The 21,638-nt window shown below is 75.3% G+C and carries 17 protein-coding genes; 9 read left to right on the top strand and 8 right to left on the bottom strand.

Annotated features, from left to right (window positions below; translation table 11 throughout):
* Positions 1 to 195: 195 nt before the first annotated feature.
* From ABT160_RS15635 to ABT160_RS15645, 3 genes are all read right to left on the bottom strand, one after another.
* On the bottom strand, positions 196 to 1,509 hold the full coding sequence (locus tag ABT160_RS15635) for an amidohydrolase (RefSeq protein ID WP_351647751.1): 1,314 nt from the start codon (positions 1,507 to 1,509) through the stop codon (positions 196 to 198).
* Between the two features lie 47 nt (positions 1,510 to 1,556).
* Positions 1,557 to 2,828: an amidohydrolase family protein gene (locus ABT160_RS15640; protein WP_351647752.1), complete on the bottom strand. Its 1,272-nt coding sequence runs from the start codon at positions 2,826 to 2,828 to the stop codon at positions 1,557 to 1,559.
* 122 nt (positions 2,829 to 2,950) lie between these two features.
* The gene (locus ABT160_RS15645) at positions 2,951 to 3,664 is read right to left on the bottom strand and encodes a GntR family transcriptional regulator (protein WP_351647753.1); all 714 of its coding nucleotides are present in this window, start codon (positions 3,662 to 3,664) and stop codon (positions 2,951 to 2,953) included.
* 162 nt (positions 3,665 to 3,826) lie between these two features.
* Here ABT160_RS15645 and ABT160_RS15650 point away from each other — a divergent pair, with 162 nt between their 5' ends.
* Genes ABT160_RS15650 through ABT160_RS15660 form a run of 3 tightly spaced genes read left to right on the top strand, consistent with a single transcriptional unit; the run spans position 3,827 to position 7,734 of the window.
* Positions 3,827 to 4,687, top strand: a complete 861-nt coding sequence (locus ABT160_RS15650) for an ABC transporter ATP-binding protein (protein WP_351647755.1) — start codon at positions 3,827 to 3,829, stop codon at positions 4,685 to 4,687.
* Positions 4,684 to 5,667: an ABC transporter substrate-binding protein gene (locus ABT160_RS15655; protein ID WP_351647757.1), complete on the top strand. Its 984-nt coding sequence runs from the start codon at positions 4,684 to 4,686 to the stop codon at positions 5,665 to 5,667. The genes ABT160_RS15650 and ABT160_RS15655 overlap by 4 nt, the downstream gene beginning before the upstream one ends.
* A 3-nt stretch (positions 5,668 to 5,670) precedes the next feature.
* On the top strand, positions 5,671 to 7,734 hold the full coding sequence (locus ABT160_RS15660; RefSeq protein WP_351647758.1) for an iron ABC transporter permease: 2,064 nt from the start codon (positions 5,671 to 5,673) through the stop codon (positions 7,732 to 7,734).
* Between the two features lie 67 nt (positions 7,735 to 7,801).
* Here ABT160_RS15660 and ABT160_RS15665 read toward each other — a convergent pair whose 3' ends face one another.
* The 4 genes from ABT160_RS15665 to ABT160_RS15680 form a co-directional block, all read right to left on the bottom strand.
* On the bottom strand, positions 7,802 to 11,122 hold the full coding sequence (locus ABT160_RS15665) for a S8 family serine peptidase (protein ID WP_351647760.1): 3,321 nt from the start codon (positions 11,120 to 11,122) through the stop codon (positions 7,802 to 7,804).
* Between the two features lie 83 nt (positions 11,123 to 11,205).
* Positions 11,206 to 12,444 carry a PqqD family protein gene (locus ABT160_RS15670; RefSeq protein ID WP_351647762.1) on the bottom strand — a complete coding sequence of 413 codons (1,239 nt, stop codon included), beginning with the start codon at positions 12,442 to 12,444 and terminating at the stop codon, positions 11,206 to 11,208.
* On the bottom strand, positions 12,441 to 13,550 hold the full coding sequence (locus ABT160_RS15675) for a HesA/MoeB/ThiF family protein (RefSeq protein ID WP_351647764.1): 1,110 nt from the start codon (positions 13,548 to 13,550) through the stop codon (positions 12,441 to 12,443). Before ABT160_RS15675 ends, ABT160_RS15670 begins: the two co-directional genes overlap by 4 nt.
* 414 nt (positions 13,551 to 13,964) lie before the next feature.
* The gene (locus ABT160_RS15680) at positions 13,965 to 14,732 is read right to left on the bottom strand and encodes an AfsR/SARP family transcriptional regulator (RefSeq protein WP_351647766.1); all 768 of its coding nucleotides are present in this window, start codon (positions 14,730 to 14,732) and stop codon (positions 13,965 to 13,967) included.
* Between the two features lie 541 nt (positions 14,733 to 15,273).
* Between ABT160_RS15680 and ABT160_RS15685 the strand changes: the two genes are divergently transcribed.
* From ABT160_RS15685 to ABT160_RS15700, 4 genes are all read left to right on the top strand, one after another.
* Positions 15,274 to 15,528, top strand: a complete 255-nt coding sequence (locus tag ABT160_RS15685; protein WP_351647768.1) for a hypothetical protein — start codon at positions 15,274 to 15,276, stop codon at positions 15,526 to 15,528.
* Complete coding sequence (locus ABT160_RS15690; RefSeq protein WP_351647770.1) at positions 15,518 to 16,063, top strand: RNA polymerase sigma factor; 546 nt, start codon at positions 15,518 to 15,520, stop codon at positions 16,061 to 16,063. The genes ABT160_RS15685 and ABT160_RS15690 overlap by 11 nt, the downstream gene beginning before the upstream one ends.
* The gene (locus tag ABT160_RS15695) at positions 16,063 to 17,547 is read left to right on the top strand and encodes a PP2C family protein-serine/threonine phosphatase (protein ID WP_351647772.1); all 1,485 of its coding nucleotides are present in this window, start codon (positions 16,063 to 16,065) and stop codon (positions 17,545 to 17,547) included. Before ABT160_RS15690 ends, ABT160_RS15695 begins: the two co-directional genes overlap by 1 nt.
* 120 nt (positions 17,548 to 17,667) lie before the next feature.
* Positions 17,668 to 18,282, top strand: coding sequence for a hypothetical protein (locus ABT160_RS15700; protein WP_351647774.1), 615 nt, complete (start codon positions 17,668 to 17,670; stop codon positions 18,280 to 18,282).
* Between the two features lie 38 nt (positions 18,283 to 18,320).
* Here the strand turns inward: ABT160_RS15700 and ABT160_RS15705 are convergent, their stop codons facing one another.
* Entirely contained in the window at positions 18,321 to 19,139 is an 819-nt protein-coding gene (locus ABT160_RS15705; RefSeq protein ID WP_351647776.1) for an MBL fold metallo-hydrolase, read from the bottom strand.
* A gap of 358 nt (positions 19,140 to 19,497) precedes the next feature.
* Between ABT160_RS15705 and ABT160_RS15710 the strand changes: the two genes are divergently transcribed.
* Both ABT160_RS15710 and ABT160_RS15715 read left to right on the top strand, forming a co-directional pair.
* A complete protein-coding gene (locus ABT160_RS15710) occupies positions 19,498 to 20,373 on the top strand; it encodes a helix-turn-helix domain-containing protein (protein WP_351647778.1) in 876 nt (291 codons plus the stop codon).
* Between the two features lie 112 nt (positions 20,374 to 20,485).
* Complete coding sequence (locus ABT160_RS15715) at positions 20,486 to 21,556, top strand: tyrosine-protein phosphatase (RefSeq protein ID WP_351647780.1); 1,071 nt, start codon at positions 20,486 to 20,488, stop codon at positions 21,554 to 21,556.
* The last annotated feature ends 82 nt before the right edge of the window (positions 21,557 to 21,638 follow it).

The following is a 21,638-nucleotide window of genomic DNA, read 5'->3' on the forward strand; positions in this document are numbered from 1 at the left end:
CCCCGCGCCTAAAACCTCGTTGGCGTGCAACCCCCCGCCCGCGCGTTTGTCGCCGGCCCCGGGGCCCGCCCCCCCCCCGGGCCCCCCCGGGCCCGTATCCGTACGAACGGTCCTGTCCGCTGGTCCGGGGCCGTTCCCGTACGAACGCCCTGCCCGCTGGACGGGCGCCCGTTCTCGTACGAACGCCCTTGCCCGTCAGACCAGTTCGCCGTTGCGGGCCACGACCTGCCCGCCGTGGACGACCAGGTCGCGCTGCGGCATGTCGACCAGGACCTGGGGCACGTTCTCGCCGCGCACCAGGATGAAGTCGGCCGGGGAACCCGGCTCGAAGTCGGCGCGGGGCAGGCCCATCACGTCGGCGCCGCCGTGCGTGCCGACCGTGTAGCAGGCCGCCAGCTCCTCGTCGAGGCGCACGTCGGTGACCCAGCCCAGGATGTGCGCCCGGTGCAGCATGTCCGCGTTGCCGAACGGGCTCCAGGAGTCCCGCACCCCGTCCGAGCCCAGGCCCACCCGCACCCCGTGCTTCTTCAGCTCGGCGATCGGCAGCACCAGCGACTCGTTGGGGGCGACCGTGGTCAGCGCGATGTCCAGGTCCGCCAGGTCGGCCGCCGTGGCGGCCAGGTCCTTCGGGGACAGGAACGGCAGGCAGAAGACGTGACTGATCGTCACCTTGCCGCGCAGGGAAAGGGCCTTGGTGCGCTCGATGATGCCGCGCAGCACCCGGGTCCCCTTCTCGTCGCGGTCGTGCAGGTGGATGTCCACGCCCACGCCGTAGCGGTCCGCGAGCCGGAACACCAGGTCCAGCTGCTCGTCCAGCGCGTGGTCGAAGCTGATCGGGTCGATGCCGCCGACCATGTCGACCAGACCCGCGCGCGCCGCGTCCTCCAGGAGCTTGGCCGTGCCCGGCGTACGGATCACGCCGTGCTGCGGGAAGCCCACGATCTGCACGTCCAGCGCGTCCGCGAGCCGCTCGCGCGCCTCGGCGATGCCCTCGACACCGGCCAGGCCGTAGGCCGGGGCGACGTCGGCGTGGGCGCGCATCGCCCGGGTGCCGCGCGTCACCGCGTGCGCCATCAGTCCGTACGCGCGCTCGCCGACCGGGCGGCGCTGGGAGTGGAACAGCTCCACGTCCTGCGCGCAGTAGTCGGCGATGCCACTGGCCGGCTTGCGCGACACCCAGTCGCCGCCCCAACTGGTCTTGTCGGGGTGGATGTGCGCGTCCACCAGCGCGGGCAGCGCGACGCGCCCGCCGCCCTCCACGACCTTGGCGCCCTTGGGAGCGGGCCCGTCGTGGACCTTGCCGTCCACGACGACGAGGTCCACCGGCCGCTTGGCGCCCAGCGGGCGCACGTCGCGGAAGACCACGGCCTTCTTCGGGCGGTGGGCCGCGCCGGTCGCCCCGGCCTCGGCGGCCTCGGCGCTCTGGGCGGCGGTGGGGGCGAGGGCGGCCCCGCCGAGCGAGGCGGCACCGGCGAGGACGCCGCGGCGGGACAGGGGAGGGGGAGTCATGGCGGTTCTCCTGGGACGGGGAAGGGGGGTGGGGGGAGTGCGCGGCGTCAGAGCGCGATGCCCGAACGCACCACGCGGGAGGGGGACTTCAGTACGGAGACGTCGGCGAGCGGGTCCGAGGCGAGCAGCACCACGTCACCGGCGTGCCCGCGGGTGAGGCGGCCCGCCGTGCCGTCGAGGCCGAGCAGGCGCGCGGCGCCGGTGGTCGCGGTGCGGATCGCGTCCAGGGCGGAGAGGCCGGCGGCGCGCATCAGCTCCACCTCGCGCCCGATCGGCTTGACCGTGCCGCCGGAGGAGTCGGTGCCCGCGGCCAGCGGCACGCCCATGGAGTGGGCGGCCAGCACGGCGCGCTTGAGGACCGGGAGGTAGGCGCGCCCGCGCTCGGCGAGCACCGGGTCGGAGGACTCGGCGAGACCTGCGATGGCGGTGAGCGTGGGCGTGAAGTACGTACCCCTGCGGCGCATCTCGTGCAGGGTGCGCTCGGCGACGAACACCCCGTGCTCCAGGGAGCGGATGCCCGCGGTGACCGCGTCGTGGCAGCCGCGCTCGCTGTAGCTGTGGCAGAGCACGCCCTTGCCGCCGCGCCGGGCCGCGGCCACCACCTCGGAGAGCTGGTCGTACGAGTAGACCTGGGCGAGCGGGTCCTGCTCGGGCAGGCCCGCGCGCTCGTTGACCCGGGTCTTGACGACGTCGGCGCCGCGCGCCAGGTTCACCGCGACCGCGTGCCGCAGCGCCTGCGCCGAGCGCACGCCGTCCTTGAGCCGGGCGAGGGCGGTGAGGTCGGGGTCGGCCAGGACGGTGTCGCCGAGGTCGGGGGTGACGAAGATCCCGGCGGCCCGCAGGCGCGGGGCGAGTTCGGGGGCCTGGCGGGCCAACTCCCGTACCGCGATGTCCTGGTAGAAGTTCGTCGAGCCGCTGCGGGCGCTGGTGGCGCCCCGGCGCACCGCGTCGCGGGCCTCGGCGGCGGTGTTGAGGTGGATGTGCGCGTCGATCAGGCCGGGCAGCACCCACTGGCCGTGCGCGTCCAGGCGCGGCAGGTCCGCGGGGACCCGGACCCGTGGGCGGGGACCGGCGGCGGCGACCACCCCGTCCCGGATGACGACCACCGCGTCCTCGGTGACCTCGCCGGTCGCCGGGTCGAGCAGGGTGCCGCCCTCGACCACCAGGTCGCCGGTCCGGGCCGGACGGGGCCCGGACGCGGCGGCCGGTGCGGCGCCGGACGCGAGGACGATCGCGGTGCCGGCGAGTGCGGCGGAGGCGGCGAGCACACCGCGCCTGGTCAGCCGGGCGGACGGGGGCGGAGCGGGCTCGACGCACATGGAGACTCCTGGGGGAGGAGGGCCGGGTTCTCCATTTTGTATACCAAGCGCAAGTGCGAGGCAATGTTCCGCGAAGGAAGTGCCGAGAAGATTCTGCTATGTCAGGTATTCCGGCAGGATGCTCAGTCCGTGTTGGTATACAAACCCGAATCGCCGAACAGGGAGCGCAGCGCCACCGCCCGGCTGTCCCGCACGTGCAGCAGCGTGCAGGCCGCCGCGGCCTCCTCGTCGCCCGAGGCGATGTGCCGGTAGATGTCGGCGTGCTGCGCCCGCATGTGCTCCGGCTCCTCGCGCAGCCCGAACAGCAGCTGGAGCTGCCAGCTCAGCTGCTCCATCGTGCGCGCGAGCAGCGGGTTCCCGCCCAGCGCCACCACCTGCTCGTGGAAGGCGGTGTGCTCGGCCACCTCCCGCTCGCCCTCGTCCGCGGCGGCCGCCTGCTCGGCCCGCTCCAGCGAGGCGCGCAGCGCGGCGAGGCCCGGCGCGCTCGCCCCGCCGTCCGCCGCGACCGCGCGCGCCGCGAGCCGGGACGCCTGTACGGTCAGCGGCTCCCACACCTCGTACAAGTGGCGTACGTCGGCGCGCTCCAGGCTCCGTACGCGCACCCCGCTGTGCGGCAGCAGTTCGAGCAGGCCCTCGGCGACCAGTGAGCGCAGCGCCTCGCGCACCGGCACCCGCGACATCCGCAGTTCCTCGGCCACTTCGCGCTCGACCAGGCGCGAGCCCATCGGGTAGCGGCGGTCGACGATGCGCGTGCGCACCGCCTCGCGCGCCTGTGCGCTGAGCGAGGTGCGCGCGCCCCCCGGCCGTTCCGACGCCGCTCCGCCGCTGCCCGCCATCCGGTCCGCCCTTCGCTCGTGGTGCTCCGGGCGAGGATACGTGTGCGCGCGGTGAAGCCTCCGACGTGCGGGAGTACGCCTTTTCGTGGCCGGATCCCGTCATCCGCCGCTGCGCGGGCCCCGCCTTTTGTAACGTCGTAAGGTTAGGCTAACCTTCGCAACGTGCAGCCAGGAGAAGAGACCGGCGCGGCCACGCGTCCCCAGGGTCATGAACTGTCGGCCACGGACGTCACCGTGGCGTACGACGGCGTCGACGTCGTCCACGACGCCCGGATGACGCTGCGGCCCGGCGAGGTCACCGTCCTCGTCGGACCCAACGGCAGCGGCAAGTCCACGCTCCTGCGCACCCTCGCGCGCCTGCAGAAGCCCAGGACCGCCACCCTCCTCATCGGCGGCGACACCGACGGCCTGGCCCTGAGCCCGCGTCAGTTCTCCCGCCGGGTCGCCCTGCTGACCCAGGGCCGGCCCACCCCCAGCGGCCTGACCGTGCGCGACGTCGTCGAGTTCGGCCGCTACCCCTACCGGGGACGCTGGGGCAAGGCCGACCCCGAGGGCCCCGCCGCCGTCGACCGCGCCATGGCGATGACCGGGGTGTCCGACCTCGCCGACCGCGGCGCCGAGCACCTGTCCGGCGGCCAGCTCCAGCGCGTCTGGCTGGCCGGCTGCCTGGCCCAGGAGACCGGCGTGCTGCTCCTCGACGAGCCCACCAACCACCTGGACCTGCGCTACCAGGTCGAACTCCTCGACCTGGTGCGCGACCTGGCCGACGACCACGGCATCGCCGTGGGCGCCGTCCTGCACGACCTCGACCAGGCCGCCGCCGTCGCCGACCGCGTCGTCCTGCTGCACGAAGGACGCGTCGTCGCCGAGGGCACGCCCGAGGACGTCCTCACGTCCCGGCGGCTCACCGACGCCTACGGCATCCGCATCGAGGTCGACACCGACCCCCTCACCGGACGGCTGCGCACCCGCGCGATCGGCCGTCACCACTCGCGAAGCGAAAGGCTCAGTACTTCCCGATGAGACGCCTCGTCCTGACCGCGGCGGCCGCCACCGCCGCGGCGCTCGCCCTGTCCGCCTGCGGGACCACCGAGCCCGCCGCCGACGCCACCAAGAAGGCCGCCGAGCCGATCACCCTGACCGACGTCTCCGGCGCCAAGGTCACCCTCGACGGACCCGCGAAGAAGGTCGTCGCCACCGAGTGGAACGTCGTCGAGCACCTCGTCTCCCTCGGCGTCGAGCCGGCCGGCGTCGCCGACGTCAAGGGCTACACCGACTGGGACAAGGCCGCCCCGCTCACCAAGTCCCCCAAGGACATCGGCACCCGCGGCGAGCCCAGCATGGACACCGTCGCCGCCATCAAGCCCGACCTCGTCGTGGCCACCACCGACCTGCCCGCCGCCGCGATCGCGCAGCTGAAGAAGGTCGCCCCGGTCGTCACCCTGCGCGCCGCCGACGCCGCCGACCCGATCGGCCAGATGACCAAGGACCTCGACGTCCTCGCCAAGGCCACCGGCACCGAGAAGCGCGCCGACGAGCTCAAGAAGGGCTTCGAGGCGAAGCTCGCCGAGGGCAGGAAGGCCCTGGCCGACGCCGGTCACGCGGGCGCCCCGTACGCCTTCGCCGACGGCTACGTCGTCTCCAACCAGGTCTCCGTGCGCCCCTACACCAGCGGCTCCCTCATCGGCGCCGTCAGCGAGAAGCTCGGCCTGAAGAACGCCTGGACCGTCAAGGGCGACAAGGACTACGGCCTGGGCGCCACCGACGTCGAGGGCCTCACCAAGCTCCCCGCCGACACCCGGTTCGCGTACATCGCCAACGACCAGGACAAGGCCAGCTCCCCGTACAACACCGTCCTGACCAAGGACAAGGTGTGGACGAACCTGCCGTTCGTCAAGAAGGGCGCCGTGCACCGGCTGCCCGACGGCATCTGGATGTTCGGCGGCACCGCCTCCATGAACCAGTACGTCGACTCCGTCGTCACCGCGCTGAAGAAGAAGTAGCCGATGGCCGTCACCGCGACCACCTCCGCGCCCCGTTCGGCGGCCACGTCCCGGACCGGCGCGGCCGCGGTGACGGCCGTCCTGGTGCTCCTGGTCGCCGGGCTCGCGCTCGTCGACCTCACCCAGGGCACCGCCGCCGTCGGCGCCGCCGAGGTCTGGAAGGCCCTCACCGGGCAGGCCGACCCCGGCGACGCCTCCGTCGTCATCGCCTCCCGGCTGCCCCGGATGTGCGCCGGACTCCTCATCGGCACCGCCCTCGGCATCGCCGGCTTCGCCCTGCAAGCCGTCAGCCGCAACGTCCTGGCCGCACCCGACACCCTCGCCGTCAACGCCGGTGCCTACCTGGCGCTCGGCACGGCGGCCGCCTTCGGGATCTCGCTGCCCTTCCTCGCCTCCTCCGGCATCGCCTTCCTCGGCGGACTCGCCGCGGCGGCCGTCGTCCTCGGCCTGTCCGGCATGGGCGCGGGCACCGTACGGCTCGTCCTCGCGGGCAGCGCCCTCATGCTCGGCCTCACCGCCGTCACCGAAGGGCTCCTGCTGCTCTTCCCGCACGAGACCGAGGGCCTCTACAAGTGGAACCAGGGCAGCATCGCCCAGAGCGGCTTCGACGGCGTCGTGCAGATGCTGCCGTTCGCCGTCGTCGCCGTCACCGGACTGCTGCTCCTCTCCCGCCGCGTGGACGCCCTCGCACTCGGTGACGACGCGGCCCGCGGCCTCGGCGTGCCCGTGCGCTCCACCCGGATCACCGCCGTCGTGCTGGCCGCCCTGCTCTCCACCGCGGCCGTCACCCTGTCCGGGCCGATCGGCTTCATCGGCCTGTGCGCCCCCGCCCTGGTGCGCCCGCTGGCCCGCCGCTTCCGCGGCTTCACCAAGTCCCGCACCAGCCTGCCCGCCGCCGGACTCGTCGGCTCCGCGCTCGTCCTCGGCTCCGACGTCCTGCTGCGCGCCGTCATCCCCGCCGACACCGCCGTCATGGTGCCCACCGGCGTGGTGACCAGCCTCGTCGGCGCGGTCTTCCTGGTCGTCCTGGCGACCCGGGTGCGCGACACGGCCGGAGCGGCCGCCAACGACCGGCTGCGCATCCGCAGCCGCGCGGTGTTCCTCACCACCACGGCCGTCCTCGTCGTCGCGCTGATCGGCGTGGTCGTCGCGGCCGTCCTCGTCGGCGACGCCAAGCTGCTCCTCGGCGACGTCGCCAACTGGGCCCAGGGCAACGCCGGACGGACCATCACCTTCGTCCTCGACACCCGCGTCCCCCGGGTCACCGCCGCGCTCCTCGCGGGCGGCGCGCTCGCCCTCGCGGGCACCGTCGTCCAGGCCGTCACCCGCAACCCGCTCGCCGAACCCGGCGTGCTCGGCGTGTCCGGCGGCGCCGCCCTCGGCGCGGTCGTCCTGGTCACCTCCGTGCCCACGATCGGCTCCTGGGGCATCGCGGGCGGCGCGTTCGCCGGCGCCGCGGTCAGCTCGCTGCTCGTCTTCGGCCTCGCCGCGCGCGGCGGCTTCCAGCAGAACCGGCTCGTCCTCGTCGGCTTCGGCGTCGCCACCGCGACCACCGCCCTGATCAGCCTGCTGATCGTGCTCACCGACCCGTTCAACGCCGCCAAGGCCCTCACCTGGCTCTCCGGCTCCACCTACGGCCGCACCTTCGGCGACTCGCTGCCCCTGGCGATCGTGCTCGCCCTCGGCCTCGCGGTCGCCGTCGCCCGGCGCGCCGACCTGGACCTGGTCTCCCTCGACGAGGACACCCCGCGCCTGCTCGGCCTGGACCTCGGCCGGGGCCGCCTGGCCTTCCTGGTCCTGGGCGTCCTGCTCAGCGCCACCGCCGTGGCCGCCGCGGGCACCATCGGCTTCGTCGGCCTGGTCGCCCCGCACGCCGCCCGCGCCCTGGTCGGCCGGCGCCACGTGCGCGTCGTGCCCGTCGCGGTGCTCCTCGGCGCGCTCCTGGTGTGCGCGGCCGACCTGGTGGGCCGCACCGTCATCGCCCCCGCCCAGCTGGGCGCTGGCCTGATGACCGCCGTCATCGGCACGCCGTACTTCCTCTACCTGCTGGTGCGCGCCCGCCGCTGAGGCACCCGCGACGAGGAGCGGACACGAGGAGGGGCGGGACCCGCGCAGGTCCCGCCCCTCCCGTTCCTCACCGCACGGTGTACGCGTACGGCACCTGGCCGAGCCGCATCGCGAACCCCGTGCGGGGGTTCCAGGTACCCAGCCCCACGTAACCGCTCACGCGGGAACCCGGACGGGCGCCCGGAGTCAGCGTCACCGTCACCGAAGCCGTCGCCCCCGGCGCGACGGTGACCGGGCGGAACGTGCTCCCGGTGCGCCACGGGTCCCCGGTGGAGGACGCGGCCGCCGGGTCGAACGCCCGGGTCAGCGCGCTCGCCGCGCACGCCACCGACGCCTCGGTGCCCGTCCCGTCGAACGGTCCCGCCAGGTTCGCGTCGCACACCCACGTCGTCGGCGCGAGCACCGGCGCCGCCACGACCGTGCGCGCGGTGGTGCCCACCGTCCCCGGCACGTCCGGGTCGCCCACGTAGAAGCCGTTGACGTACGGCTGCGTGTCGAGCACCAGCGGCTGCGACGAGGTCGCGGTGACCGCGAGGCGCGTGGAGTCGGCGGGCACCAGGAACTGCGGGTAGCGGTCCGGCGTCGTCCCGGGCAGCCGGTACTCCACCGGCACCGTGCTGCGCAGCGCCACCTCCTGGAGCCGGTCGAGCCGCGCGTCGGCGAACACCTCCAGCGGCACGGGACCGTTGTTGGTCACCGCCACGGTCGCGGTCACCGGACGCCCCGCGGGCAGCCGCGTCGCCGCGGACACCGGCAGCCCCTTGGCCCGTACCGGAACGGGCTCGAAGCCGATCGTCCCGGACAGCAGCGCCCGCGTCCGCCCCGACATGACCTTCCCGTTCACCACCACGAGGAGCGTCCAACGACCGCTCACCGGAGGCCCGTTGACGACCCGGACCGTACCGTCACCGCCCGGCGCGTCCTGGAGCGTGACCGGCATCCCGTCGGGGGAGACCAGGACCGCCCGCAGGTCGTAGCCGGGCGCGGAGGTGCGCAGCGTCGCGGTGAGCGCGGGCCTGCCGGGCGCCACGTCGAACTGGTAGGCCAGGGTCTGGCCGCCCAGCAGCGCGTTCACCAGCAGGCCGTTGCCGCCCGCGAGGACCCCGGTGAAGGAGCCGCCGCGCGGGGTCAGCGGGACGAGCGCGCGCAGTCCGACCGGCACGGCCGCGCGCACCGACCCGCCCGCCGACAGCAGCAGCGACGCGTCACCGTCTCCCGCGCGCTCCGGCAGCCGCAGCACCGCCCCGACGTCCGCCGACTGCCCGGGGCGCAGGGTCAGGGCCGGACCGGCGGAGTGGGTGACGGACGTCGAGGCCGAGACGGCGTAGCGCACCGGCTCCCGCGGCAGCGCGTCCTCGCGCGCCCACGCGTACGCCGTCCACGCCCCGGCGAGCGGGCGGCTGACGGTCGCCCGGCCGTAGCCGGAGGAGCCGAACGGCAGCGAGTAGGCGGCGAACCTCCCCCGGGGGTCGACCAGGGTGAGCGCCGTGACCGCGCCCGCACCGGGCCGCCAGGCCACGTCCGCCACCAGCCGGTCGGTGCCGGGCGCCACGGAGAACGGCACGGCGACCGCCCGGGCCGGGGAGCCGTCCGCGTCGGTGAACACCCGGCCCGCGGCCAGTGACGCCTCGCCGTCCGCCAGGGCGCGCGCCACGCCGGGCGTGCGGACGGCGGGGCTGACGGTGACCGGCGCGGCGCCGGTGTTGGTCACGCGCACGGAGGTGCGGCGCTGCTCGCCGGGACGGCCGGTCAGATCGAGGCCGTCGCTGTGCACGAGCAGCGAAGGGGCGCCCGCCTCCTTCGCGCCGCCGTACGCCCGCGCCAGCCGGACCGCCGCGTACGCGTCGAGCAGCCCGGCGCCCTGGTCGGCCGCCGGGGCGCCCAGGTCACGTGCCGTGCTCATCAGGATGTGCTTGACCGACTCCGGTGCGGGCGTGCGGCCCTGGTGGGTGTCGCGGTACGCCTGGATGACCAGCGCCGCCGCGCCCGAGACGAACGGCGCCGCCTCGCTGGTGCCGTTGAACAGCACGAACGGGCTGGGCTCGAAACCCCGGTAGGGCGTACGGCAGCTGAGGAAGCGCGTGACGTCCGGCGAGCACACGGTCCAGCCCGTGTCGCCCGGCGCCACCAGGTCCACCGTGCGAGGCCGCTCCTGCGCGGTGCCGCCCGAACTCAGCGCCGACACCTGGTCGTTGGCCCAGCCCCCGGCGGCCAGCGGATAGCCGCCCGCGCCCGTCTGGGCGTACGTACGGCCCTGGGTCGAGGCCCCGACGCCGATCACCTCGGGGTCGGTGGCGGGGGAGGAGAACGTGCCGTGCGGGCCCGCGTTCCCGGACGCCACCACGACCGTGACCCCGGCCCGTACCGCCGCCGCGTTGAACGTCCGGATCGCGTCGGCGGCCGTGTCGGGCAGCGTGTAGGCGGCCAGCGACTCGTTCAGCACGTCCACGCGGTCGTGGACCACGGACCAGTCGATGGCCGCCAGGATCGTGGAGACGGGCGCGGCCACGCTGCTGAACACCTTCTGCACGGCCAGGTCCGCGCCCGGCGCGACGCCCTCGATCCGCACGGTGCAGCCCGGCGGCAGCGGGCGGGACGGGCTGACGAAGCCGGACAGGTCGTGGGCGGTCGTGCCCTGCGCCGCGATGGTGCCCGCGTTGCCGAACGCCTCGATGATGAAGCCGGGCGCGTCGGTGCCCTCGCCCGTGAAGTCCTTGTAGCGGGTCACCACCGAGGCGCCCCCGCGCATCAGGTCGGGGGTGGTGCGGTCGATCGAGCCGCCGAGGACGCCGACGGTGACGCCGCGCCCGTCCGCCAGGTCGCGTGCGTCGGGGGCTCCGGTGGGCGAGAGCGTACGGGTCAGCTCCAGGCCCTCCGGCTCGACCAGCGGCCGCCGCGGATCGGCCGGGCACACCCGGGCGGGCGTGCGCGCGGCGGCGGGGCCGGGGCGCGGCCCGGAGGTCCGTGCGGGAGGCGCCAGCGACACCAGGGCGTCGGGCACCACGGCGGCCACGCGCGGGTCGGACCGCAGCCGGGACAGCTGCGCGGGCGTCACGGTGGTGGCCACCGCGTCGACCAGGCTCAGCGAGCGCGTGCCGGTGGCGTCACCGCTCCTGAGGTCGGCCAGGAGGGAGGCGTGCTCCGCCGACTGCCGCCGCGCGGGCGCCACTTCGGGCGCGGCGCGCAGGTCGGCCGAGGTGCGCCGGGCCGCCGACTGGTCGCGCAGCAGCAGGACGACCTTCTCGCTCGCGCCGCCGGGGTCCGGGGCGGCGGGCCGGGCGGGGGCCGCCGCCACGGTGAGGGCCAGGGTCAGCCCCACGGCGAGCGCGGCGCCCCCGGCGGCTCTGAGGCGTCCGGGCGGCACGTCACGCGGTAACGGTCCGGGCAAGGCGACCATCTCCTCTGTCTCGACGAGTCGTACGGGAGGCGGCATGCGGGCGGCGGAAGGCGGGAGGCGCGCAACGCAGCGTGTCAGTTCGGCGCGGCCGGGACCACCGGGGCACCGGCCGTCCCCGCGCGCCCGCCGCGCGCCCGGTCGCGCAGCACCACGTGCCCGAGCGCCCCGAACTGGAGCACCACCAGCACCAGGAAGCCCGCCCCGTCCCAGAACCCCGCCGCACCGGGCCCCGCCGACATCCCGTCGAGGGCGAGGCGCACCATGTCGACCACGGCCGGAACGCTCAGCAGCAGGAACCCGCCGAGCACCGTCGTGGAGCCCAGCAGGTAGTACACGCTGTACCAGCGCACCACCCGCAGCTCGCGCTCCGGCACCCCGGACAGGTCGTGCAGCGGCGCGCGGCGCACCGCGCGGCGCGCCAGGTCGGAGACGTACCGTTGGGTGTCGCCCATCAGGTTCCCCAGCCGCAGCCGGTTCACGATCACGTAGTAGACGTCGGTGCGCATGAACACCGAGAACTGGTAGACGAACGTCAGCGCGATCGTGTACGCGACGGTGCGCGGCAACTGGCCGCCCCACCCGGCCCGTTCGCATCCGAAGCAGACCAGCACCACCACCAGGTCCCAGGTCATCCCGGCCAGGTACGGCGCGTACCGCTCGCGGCGCGGCAGCGTCCGTACGTCACTGATGTCGGTCTGGCCCACCAGGAACACCAGCCGCCGCCCGACCGAGAAGCGGCCCGTGCAGCCGCGCGCCCGGGCCGCCAGCGCGTGCGCGAACTCGTGCAGCATCACCAGCGTGGACGCGATCACCGCCACGAGCAGGGCGTTGGGCAACACCCGGTGGTAGAGCAGCGCGTCCGAAGGGCGCGGCAGCAGCACCGGCCAGGCGACCAGGAGCGCGGGCACCGCCAGCCACACCGCCGCGTACACCACGGCCATCGGCCGCGACAGCAGCCAGCGCAGCCGCTCCGGGCGCAGCCCCGAAAGCAGCGGCACCCCGGGCGCCCCGGCCCCCGCCGCCGGCCCCGGCGCCGCCTCCGCGGGCGCCGCGCGCACGAAGCCGCACTCCTGGAGCGCCGCCAGGAAGTCCGCCACGTCCGGTGGCTCCCCGAAGCGCTCCGCGAACCTCCGGCGCACCTCCCCGACCGGCAGCCCCGCGCCGAGCAGCCGCACCAGCTCCACGCCCTCCGGCGGCAGGGCCACGAACACCCCCGTGTCCGTGCGCCCCACCTCCGCCGCGCCGTCCTCCACCGCCCCGATGTGCAGCGGGTGCAGCGCGACGACGCTGTCGTCGGTCAGCGGGCCGCTCATGCCGCCGCGCCGCCGCAGTCCGGGCAGTCGTCCAGCCGCTCGCACTCGGCGAACGCGGTGTCCAGGTGCAGCAGGTCGATCGCGAGCTTGCGGCCCCGGATCACCGGATCCGCCATGCCCGTGAGGAACTTGACCGCCTCCAGGCCCGCCAGGTTGCCGATCATCCCGGCCACCGGTGCGGTGCACGGGTTGATCGTGCGGTCCCCGATGACCTCCAGGACGTGCTGCTGCATCGGCCGGTACCAGGAGTGGGTGCGCTCGGCGTCCACCTCCACGCAGGTGAAGCAGGCCGTCTCGCGCGGCACGTGCAGGAACAGGTTCACCGTCAGGCCGTCGTTGGCGCCACGCATCCACGGCACCCCGGTCGCCAGGCCCGCCTTGTTCAGCCACTGGTAGAGCAGGATGCGCGGCCGGTCGGCGGCGCAGATGAGCAGCGACTGGCCCGTCATGAACCGGGCCGCGTCCTCGGGCCCGTCCACCCGGGTGCAGTGCTCCTCCACGGTGATGTGCGGGTTGATCGCCCGCACCCGCTCGGCGGCGGCCTCGCTCTTGGCCCGGCCGATGTCCGCGTCCCCGTACAGGAGCTGGCGGTTGAGGTTCATCAGCTCGACCTTGTCGTGGTCGACCAGCGTGAGGTGGCCGACGCCGATCGCGGCCAGGCTCATCGCCACGTTCGCGCCGAGCCCGCCGAGTCCCAGGACGGTCACCCGCGCCTGCTTGAGGCGGAGCTGGAGCTCGGCGCTGGTCAGCGGCGGGCGGTGGAAGTACTCGAAGAACTCCAGGTTGCGCCGGTAGCGCTCCAGCTCGGCGCTGCTGAAGCGGTCCACCGGCCCCCGCTCGGCCGCGTCCTCGACGAACCCGGACTCGACCAGCGCCCCGACGGCCGCCTCGACGTCCCCGGGTGCCACGGACGGGTCGAACTCCCGCATGGCGTCCGTCACTTCGGCCATGCCGCGGGTGCCGTCCAGCAGGTCGAGCAGGTACCAGGTGTGGCCCTGCTCGTCGTCCTGCAGCTCCGACGCGATGCCGAAGTCGCTGCCGATCCTGATCCTGCCCTCCCCGGCCGGGAGCGGCGGGAAGACGCTCTTGACGCGCGGTCGCTGCACGGTGGTGTCCCCGTTCGTCGGTGGTGATGGTGGTGACGGTGTTCTTCGGTGCTGATGGTGTTCTTCGGTGTGAGGGTGCTCTTCGGTGGCGACGGTGGTGGCACTGGTCGGTCGGGCGCCTCCGCTGCCGTGCCGCGCGCATTCGGGCGCGGGCCGCGTGGGCCGGGACCGGGGCGGGCTCTGACGGCGTCCGCCCCGGTCCCGTATGCGGGTGTCAGCAGTCGGAGCAGCTGCCACAGGCGCAGATCACGGTGGTCTCGATGCGCTCCAGCTTGCGGATCTGGATCTTCATGGGAAGCCCCTTCGACGTGTCGCGCACGGGAGTCCCGTACGCCGTTGAGTACGGCACTGCGTACGGCCGCTCCGGGTGGACCGGCCTGTGCCCAGTGAAGACGGGGCCGCGTGACCGCGGCGTTACCGGTGCGTCAGCGAGCGGCCGGGTTCGGGTCGCGCCCCCGAGCCCGACAGCACCGCGCGCCCGTCGAGCAGCTCGTCCATCAACCTGCTCGGATCGGCGCCGAGTTCGGTGTGCAGCAGCGCACGGAAGCTCTCGTACTGGCGCAGCGCCTCGGTCACGTTGCCCTCGGCGAGGTGGATGCGGATGACGGCCCGGTGCGCGCTCTCGCGCAGCGGCGAGACGCGGACGGCACCGTGCGCCGCGTACAGCGCCTCGCCGAACCGCCCGGACGCGGCGAGCCGGTCCGACCAGGCCTCCAGGGCGTGCATCCGCAGCTGGTGGAACTGCTCGCGCTCCAGCAGCACCCACTCGTCGTACCAGCCGGGCAGCAGCTCACCGCGGTAGAAGCCGTCCAGCACCCGGGCCGGCGGCTCGGTCGGTCCACGGCCGCCGGTGCCCGGGAGCACGGCCAGCGCCCATGAGGTGATCCGGTGGAAGTCGACCCGTACGGAAGGGTCGAGCGCCAGGGTGTCGCGGCAGACGCGCACGACGTCGGGGCAGGCGGACTGCAGACGGTGCAGCACCGTGCGCAGGCTGCCCAGCGCGTGCTTGTCACTGACCTCGGGCCACAGATGGCCGGCGACGCAGCCCCTGCTGGGGTTCCCGTTGAGCGCCAGGAACGCCAGTACCCGCCGTGCGTTCAGCGGGAGGTCGTAGGACTCGCCGTCTCCGTGCAGCCGGAAGCCGTCCACCAGGTCGAGGTGGAGAGGTGGTTCTCGGTCCATGGGTCGGAACGCCTCAGGGGCGCTTCCGGGGGACCGCGTCCACCGCCCGGAGGGGTGGAGAGGAGCGTAAGGACGGTCGGTCGGGTGCGGGGCGGGGACCGGAATCCGGTCCCGACGGACAGCACCAGCGGATGGTCGTGTTTCCAGTCATGGCATTCCCCCAAGCCATTCGGTCCCCCGACAGGGTCGGCGCGCTGTGCTTCGCGCGTCAACAACGAGCGGTGAAGCTACGCCATATGGGGTTGGCCGCCACTGCCCGGATCGCACCCGGCATCGGCTGACCGGCCGTGATCCACCGCCCGGGGACCGGTTCGCCCTGCGCCCGTTGACGCTGGTGGAGCGCCCCGGGACAACCCCTGGGGGTTACTCCGACGGCCGTAGTGCGCCGCACGCGGGGCCGGGGTCGTACGGCGCCGTGCGCGACCGGGGCGGGACCGTGCGCGGGGCGGTCACGGCGCGCGTGTAAGCGTTCCGCCGCCGCCCTTCCTCCCTGGAGCGGCCGGACGGTTCCGGCCGGTCGACGAAGGAGGACGAGCGCACCGTGCACACTGGGTTGATCTGGGTCACCGCGGCGGCGGCCGGCGCGGGCATGGGGTCGGTGGTGCGTGCGTACGCCTACCGGCTGCGCGAGCACGGCAGGCGGGAGACCATGACCGCGCTCGCCCGGCAGTTCGGCGCCGGGGGCGGATCGGCGCACTCCGTGGACGAGGACGGACAGGCGTGGACCGTTCGGGTCGCCCCCGCGCGAGCTGATGGTCCGTCACAGAGGGTGAGCGGCACGGGGAATGGCGAGTGATGAGGGCGAACCGCCCTTCGAGCGGCTGTACCGGGAGACGTGCCGGCGGATGCTCGCCAAGGGGATCGTCGTGTGCGGCGGGGACGTGGCCCTGGCCCAGGACGCGGTGCAGGAGGCGTACGTCATCTGCTGGCGGAGGATGAACAGCGGTCAGCGCGTGGAGAACTGGAAGGCCTGGCTGGCCGTCGTGGTCGTGCGCGAGTGCCTGCGGGCCCTGCGGGGCGCCCCCGGCACCTATCCGCTCGCCGATCTCGAAGTGGCCGCCAGGGAACCGGAGTTCGCCGAGCACCTCGATCTGAAGGACGCGTACCGTCGCGTGTGCGGGGCGATCGTGGAGCTCAGCGACCGGCAGCGGTCCGCGGTGGCCCTGTGCTGCCTGGCCGACCTCGGCGCCCGGGAGGCGGGCCGGATCATGGGCATCGAGGCGCCGACCGTACGGGTGCACCTGACCCGGGCGCGGCAGGCCCTGCGGCCCCTGTGGGAGGAACTGCGGGAGCTGGGCGTCCTGGAGGACCGGTGGGGAGGCGAGGCGTGATGAGCGAGAGCGATCTCCCGTGCGGCCCGGCCGCCGTCACGGCGGGTCCGGAGCGGGGCGCGGGGGAGGTGCTGCGCGCCACGGAGGAGGCCGTGTACCAGGCACTCGGTCCGGTCGTGGACGTCGAGCGGTCGCTCGCGGCCCTGCGCCGACGGCTGGCGGCGGAACCCGCCGCGCCCGCGCCGCCCGACCCTCCCGCGTCCTCCGACCCGGCCGTACGCTCCGACCCACCCGCGTCCTCCGACGCGCCCGTGCCTTCCGCCCCGCCCGTGCGCTCCGGCCTCCCCGTGCCCTCCGATCCGTACGGGCTCTCCGGCCTTCCCGTACCTTCCGACCTGCTGATGCCCTCCGGTCTCCCCGGCCTCCCTGGTCTCCTCGGGCTGCCGGCCCCGGCCCCCGCCCCGGCGCGGGACCGCGATCCGGTGGCGTCCGGCCTGGTCCGGGTCCTCGGCGGGATCCCGGCGCCGGTGGCCCTGGTGGCGGGAGCCGACCACCGGGTGCTCTACCTCAACCCCGCCTACCGCGCCGCGTTCGGCGACGCGGACCCCGTGGCACCGGCCGCCGCACCGCTGCCCGAACCCGTCCACGCGGGCGGGCCCCCCAGCCCCGGCGAGGCCCCGCGCGCTCCCCGGCGGCGCACGACCTTCCGGCGCGAGGCCGTCGACGGCCGGTCCTTCGACGTCAGCTGCGTGGGCGTGGCCGACGGCACCCTGCTGTTCTTCGCCACCGACGTCACCGGGGCCGCGCGGGCCCACGGCCGGGCGCGGGAGGACGCACTGTCCCTGCGGCGCGCGCTGCTGCCCCGGACGACCGTCCAGCCCGACGGGCTCCTGGTCGCGACCGCCGACCGCACCGGCGACCTGGCCCACGCCTCGCAGGGCGACTGGTACGCCGTGCTGCCGCAGGGCGCAGGCCGCGCGGCCCTCGTCATCGGCCACGCGGGCGGGCGGGGGCCGGGGCCGGTCGCCCGCATGGCCCGGCTGCGCACCGCCGTCCACGCGTACTCCCGGCTCGGACTCCCGCCCGACGACGTCCTGCGCCACCTGCACGCACTCGTCGAGGACGAACCGGACCGGTACGCCACCTGCGCGTACGTCGTGCACGACCCGGCGGCGGGCACCCTCACGTACTCCAGCGCGGGGCACCTGCCGCCGCTGCTGCGCACCCCCGACGGCGCCGTCCGGCGGCTCGACGACGCCCTCGGCCCGCCGCTCGGCGCCGCCCCCTGCGACCACGCCCCGGCGACGGCCCCGTTCCCGCCCGGCTCCACGCTCGTGCTGTGCACGCCGGGCGCGGTCAACGGATGGGCGCGGGACCCGTACGCGGGCGTCGACGCGCTGGGCGCGGCCCTGCGCGCGGCGGCCGGGTCCCCGCAGGAGACCGCCGAGGCCCTAGCGGACCGGGTGCGGGCGCCGGTGGACCCGGGGGCCGTGCTGGTGGCGCGGCGGACCGGGCGGGCACCGGCAGGAGGTGACGCTCCGTGAGCTGGCGGCCCGTCGCCGCGACGCACCGTCAGGAGCGGCTGCCGGTCTGGCCCGTACATGCCCAGTCGGGTGACGCGGACGCCCGCACCGTGATCGGCGCTGCTCCCCGAGGAAGCCTCGATGAGGGCCGAACGGGTCCCGGCGACGGAGGTGGACATGGACCGGTGGCGATGGACCAGCGCGGTCGCGCTGGCCGCGGGCGTGGTGGGCGTGATGATGGTCGGCGACAGCATGCACATGGCGGGCAGCGCGCCGGGCACCGACGACGAGCCCGCCCGCGCCGGATCGATCAGCGCGGTCACCCCGCCGCGCGCGGGAGAACCCGCCGCCGACGCGGGCGGGGGCGAAGACACCAAGTGGGTACGGGTGCGCCAGGCCCGGGTCGTCGCCGAGGGGCTCGCCCCCATCTGCGGCACCGCGACGGGCGGGACCGTCACCTTCCCGCTCTTCGACGACACCGTGGTGAAGGCCGTGGAGGAGAGCCGCTCCGAGGTGGACGGCCAGCTCGTGTGGAGCGGCAAGGTGCCGGGGACCGTCGACGAGGACGTGGTCGTCACCCTGCACGGCGGCTGCGACCGGCCGCGCGGCGACGAGGAGTTCAGCGCCCAGTTCACGCTCGGCGGTGACACCTACGCCATCGAGCCCGGTGAGCCGGGCGTCGTCACGATCGGCCAGCTCACGCCGTTCTCCGACGAGGACGGGACCGCGCCCGGAGAACCGGCCGCCGGGGCCTGACCCCCGGGGCCCGGGGGCTTCCCGGACCGGCCCGGGGGTCAGTCCAGCGGCACGAACGGCCGGTCGAGGTGCGCGGTCGCCAGGAGCGCGCCCCCGGCCCGCGCCTCGCGCAGCAGCCACGAACGGCTGCGGCGGGCGGCGGGCTTGTCGCCCTCGAAGACGTACGCCACCGAGGGGTCGGCCAGCTGCACCGCGTGCACCAGCGCGTCACCGGTCACCACGATCCGCCGGTCCCCGCCGTCCACCAGCACCGACTGGTGGCCCGGGGTGTGCCCGGGCGTGGGGACGACCGTGACCGCGCCGCCCCGCCCGCGCCCGCCGCCGAACAGCCGCACCCGGCCCGCGACCGGCTCCAGGAGCCCCGCCCGCCGCAGCGGCTCCACCACCCAGCCGACCGCGCCGTCCGCCGGGTCCAGGCCGTCCAGCTCCGCGCGCTGCACCAGGTGCCGCGCCCCGGGGAACAGCGGGGTGCCGTCCGGGCCCACCGCCCAGCCGTAGTGGTCCTCGTGCAGATGGGTCAGCACCACCACGTCCACGTCGGCCGGGGCGATCCCCGCGGCCCCCAGCACCTCGGGCAGGTGCCCCGGCACCGGCGCCCACGGAGTCGCCGGGCTGCCCACCGGCCCGATCCCGCTGTCGACCAGGGCCACCCGCCCGCCCGGCCGCCTGACCGCGTAGCAGCGGAAGTCCAGCGCCCAGCGGCCCGGCACCGCGAACGCCCCCGGGTCGATCTGCTCCGCCCGCCGCCACGCCCCCGGCGACGCGCCCTCGAAGTACGCGTCGCGCTCACCGGGCATCAGACCGTGCGCGTCGAGCAGGGCCAGTACCTCGAAGGGCCCCGCCCGACGCACGACCACGGCACGCGCGGGCCCTCCCGGCGCTCCGGCCGCGTCCCGGCCTCCGTCGCCCACCGCCCGTGCCGTCCCCCCGCTCGCAGCCCAGGCCGCCGCGGCCCCCTCTCCCGCACCGACCGCACCGCGCAGGACTCCCCGCCGGCCGGGCCCCTCCGTACGACGGCTCATGTGCCGCCTCCCCCCGGGCCCCGGGGGCGGACCCCACGCGCGTACGGGGCTGCCGGCGCCCCGACCCCCGTACGGAGCGCCGGTGTCCATGCTCGCGCCGGGTGGGACACGGGCTCTTGGAGTTTCTTGCGCGTTTCGCCGAGGGGCCCTCAACCCCTCTCCAGGGAAAACCTGTTCGTTCTACCCTGCCCCCATGGCGTTCGAGCGGCAGACCCACCTGAGCACGGACCACGTCCTGCTCGCCGACGTCCAGTGCGCGAGCCCGCCCCCGGGCTGGACCGATCTGCGGCCCGCCGGCGTCTTCGGCCTGGTGATGGTGCGGCGCGGACTGTTCCGGGGCCGGGTCGACGGGGTGGACCGGGTGGTGGACCCGGCCAGCGTGTACGTCGAACGCCCGGGGGCCGACCAGCAGTTCTCCCACCCCTGCGGCGGCGACGCCTACACCGAGATCGTCCTCTCCGAGCCCCAGGTCGCCGCGATGCTCGGCGGCGACCCGCGCGTCCCGGAGGGCCTGGCCTTCACCACCCCCGAACTCACCGTCCAGCACCGCCTGTTGCTCACCAGGGCGCGCGAGGACGCCGACGCGTTCGAGCTGGCCGAGCGTACGGTGATGCTGGCGGCCTGCGTCCTGGAGGGCCTGGCCCCCGCGCGCGCCGCCGGGGGACGCCCCTCCACCGCACACGCCCGGCGCCGCCTGGTCGACGACGCCCGCGCCGCCCTGGACGCCGACCTCCGCCTGGGCCTGGACGAGCTGGGCCGCGCGGTGGGCTGCTCCCCGCACCACCTGAGCCGCGTCTTCACGACCACCACCGGCACCACCCTCACCCGCTACCGCAACCGCCTCCGCCTGGCCCGCGCCCTGGAACGCCTGGGCGAGGGCGAACGGGACCTGGGCCGCCTGGCGGACGAACTGGGCTTCAGCGACCAGGCCCACATGACCCACGTGGTCCGCGAGACGACGGGCATGCCACCGGGGCGCTTGCGGAGCCTGCTCGCGCCCGCGCCCGCGCCCGCCGGGGCCCGCGGCGGGTCGGCCTGGCGGCCCCGCGCGACACCGCCCCCCACCTGACCCCCCGTCGGGCCCCGCACCCGTACGCCGTCCGTCGTCATTCCAAGGCGGTTCCGCTCCCGTTCACCATGGCTTTCCGGCCGGTTCGCGACCGGCTCGAAAGATGCGGGGCATGAAGACCCCGACACGTGTCACTTCCGTAGCCCTCGCCGCCGCCGTGCTGGCGGGGCTCGCCGCCCCCGCCGCCGTCGCCCACGGCGCGCACGGGCACCACGGCCGCCCGGCCGTCCCCTTCACCCAGGCGGTCGTCACCGCCGCCGACGACGGTTCGTACACCGTCTCCTGGGCCGCCCCGGGTGTCCGGAAAGTGACCGTGAAGGCCAACGGCCGCGTCGTCGCGCGCGGTGACGGCCACGCCAGTGTCACCGTGCGCGGGCTGCCCGCCGCCGACCGCCAGTGGTTCGACCTCGTCCCCGAGCGCGGCGAGGGGCTGCGCCTTGCCGACCGCCTCGTCAAGCTCCAGGGCACCACCAACTTCCGTGACGCGGGCGGCTACCGCACCGCCGACGGCCGCTGGGTCAAGATGGGCGAGGTCTACCGCTCGGACGCCCTGGACAAGCTCACCCCCGCCGACCTCGCCAAGCTGGAGCGCCTGCACATCCGCACGGTCTTCGACCTGCGCACCGCCTCCGAGCGCGGCCAGGCCCCCGACCGCGTCCCGGCCCGCGCCCGCTACGAGGTCGCCGACGTCCTCGCCGGCTCGCCCGCCTTCACGCAGCTGCCGCGCACCGAGGCGGAGGCCGTCGCCGCGATGGTCGAGGCCGAGAAGTTCATGGTGCGGGGCGACTCCGCCAAGGACGCCTACACCCGGGTGTTCGACGGCATCGCCCGCGCCGACGAGCACCACGCCGTGCTCTTCCACTGCACCGCGGGCAAGGACCGCACGGGCTGGGCCGGCGCCACCCTGCTGAACGCGCTCGGCGTCCCCTCCGACACCGTCCTCGACGACTACCTCGCCAGCAACACCTACCGCGCCGCCGCCAACAAGGCGGTCCTGGACCACCTGCCCGCCGAGCAGGCCAAGGTCTACAAGCCGATGCTGGACGTCCGCGAGGAGTACCTCAACGCCGGTTACGCGCAGCTGTCCTCTGACTTCGGCTCCTTCGGCGCCTACCTGCGCAAGGGCATCGCCGTCGACGCCCGCCAGCGCGCCGAGCTCCGCGAGGAACTGCTCACCCGCTGAGGCGCGGCGGGCACGGCGACGGGCCGGTACCGGGACGCCCCCGGTACCGGCCCGCCGCCGCCCTCTGCTCAGACTCCCCGCA

Source organism: Streptomyces sp. NPDC001941 (assembly GCF_040296945.1).
GTDB lineage: Bacteria > Actinomycetota > Actinomycetes > Streptomycetales > Streptomycetaceae > Streptomyces.

Bases quoted from the DNA above. Each gene is read 5' to 3' on its own strand.
- ABT160_RS15635 (WP_351647751.1), bottom strand. From the start codon at position 1,509: ATGACTCCCCCTCCCCTGTCCCGCCGCGGCGTCCTCGCCGGTGCCGCC.
- ABT160_RS15640 (WP_351647752.1), bottom strand. From the start codon at position 2,828: ATGTGCGTCGAGCCCGCTCCGCCCCCGTCCGCCCGGCTGACCAGGCGC.
- ABT160_RS15645 (WP_351647753.1), bottom strand. From the start codon at position 3,664: ATGGCGGGCAGCGGCGGAGCGGCGTCGGAACGGCCGGGGGGCGCGCGC.
- ABT160_RS15655 (WP_351647757.1), top strand. From the start codon at position 4,684: ATGAGACGCCTCGTCCTGACCGCGGCGGCCGCCACCGCCGCGGCGCTC.
- ABT160_RS15660 (WP_351647758.1), top strand. From the start codon at position 5,671: ATGGCCGTCACCGCGACCACCTCCGCGCCCCGTTCGGCGGCCACGTCC.
- ABT160_RS15670 (WP_351647762.1), bottom strand. From the start codon at position 12,444: ATGAGCGGCCCGCTGACCGACGACAGCGTCGTCGCGCTGCACCCGCTG.
- ABT160_RS15680 (WP_351647766.1), bottom strand. From the start codon at position 14,732: ATGGACCGAGAACCACCTCTCCACCTCGACCTGGTGGACGGCTTCCGG.
- ABT160_RS15690 (WP_351647770.1), top strand. From the start codon at position 15,518: ATGGCGAGTGATGAGGGCGAACCGCCCTTCGAGCGGCTGTACCGGGAG.
- ABT160_RS15695 (WP_351647772.1), top strand. From the start codon at position 16,063: ATGAGCGAGAGCGATCTCCCGTGCGGCCCGGCCGCCGTCACGGCGGGT.
- ABT160_RS15700 (WP_351647774.1), top strand. From the start codon at position 17,668: ATGAGGGCCGAACGGGTCCCGGCGACGGAGGTGGACATGGACCGGTGG.
- ABT160_RS15710 (WP_351647778.1), top strand. From the start codon at position 19,498: ATGGCGTTCGAGCGGCAGACCCACCTGAGCACGGACCACGTCCTGCTC.
- ABT160_RS15715 (WP_351647780.1), top strand. From the start codon at position 20,486: ATGAAGACCCCGACACGTGTCACTTCCGTAGCCCTCGCCGCCGCCGTG.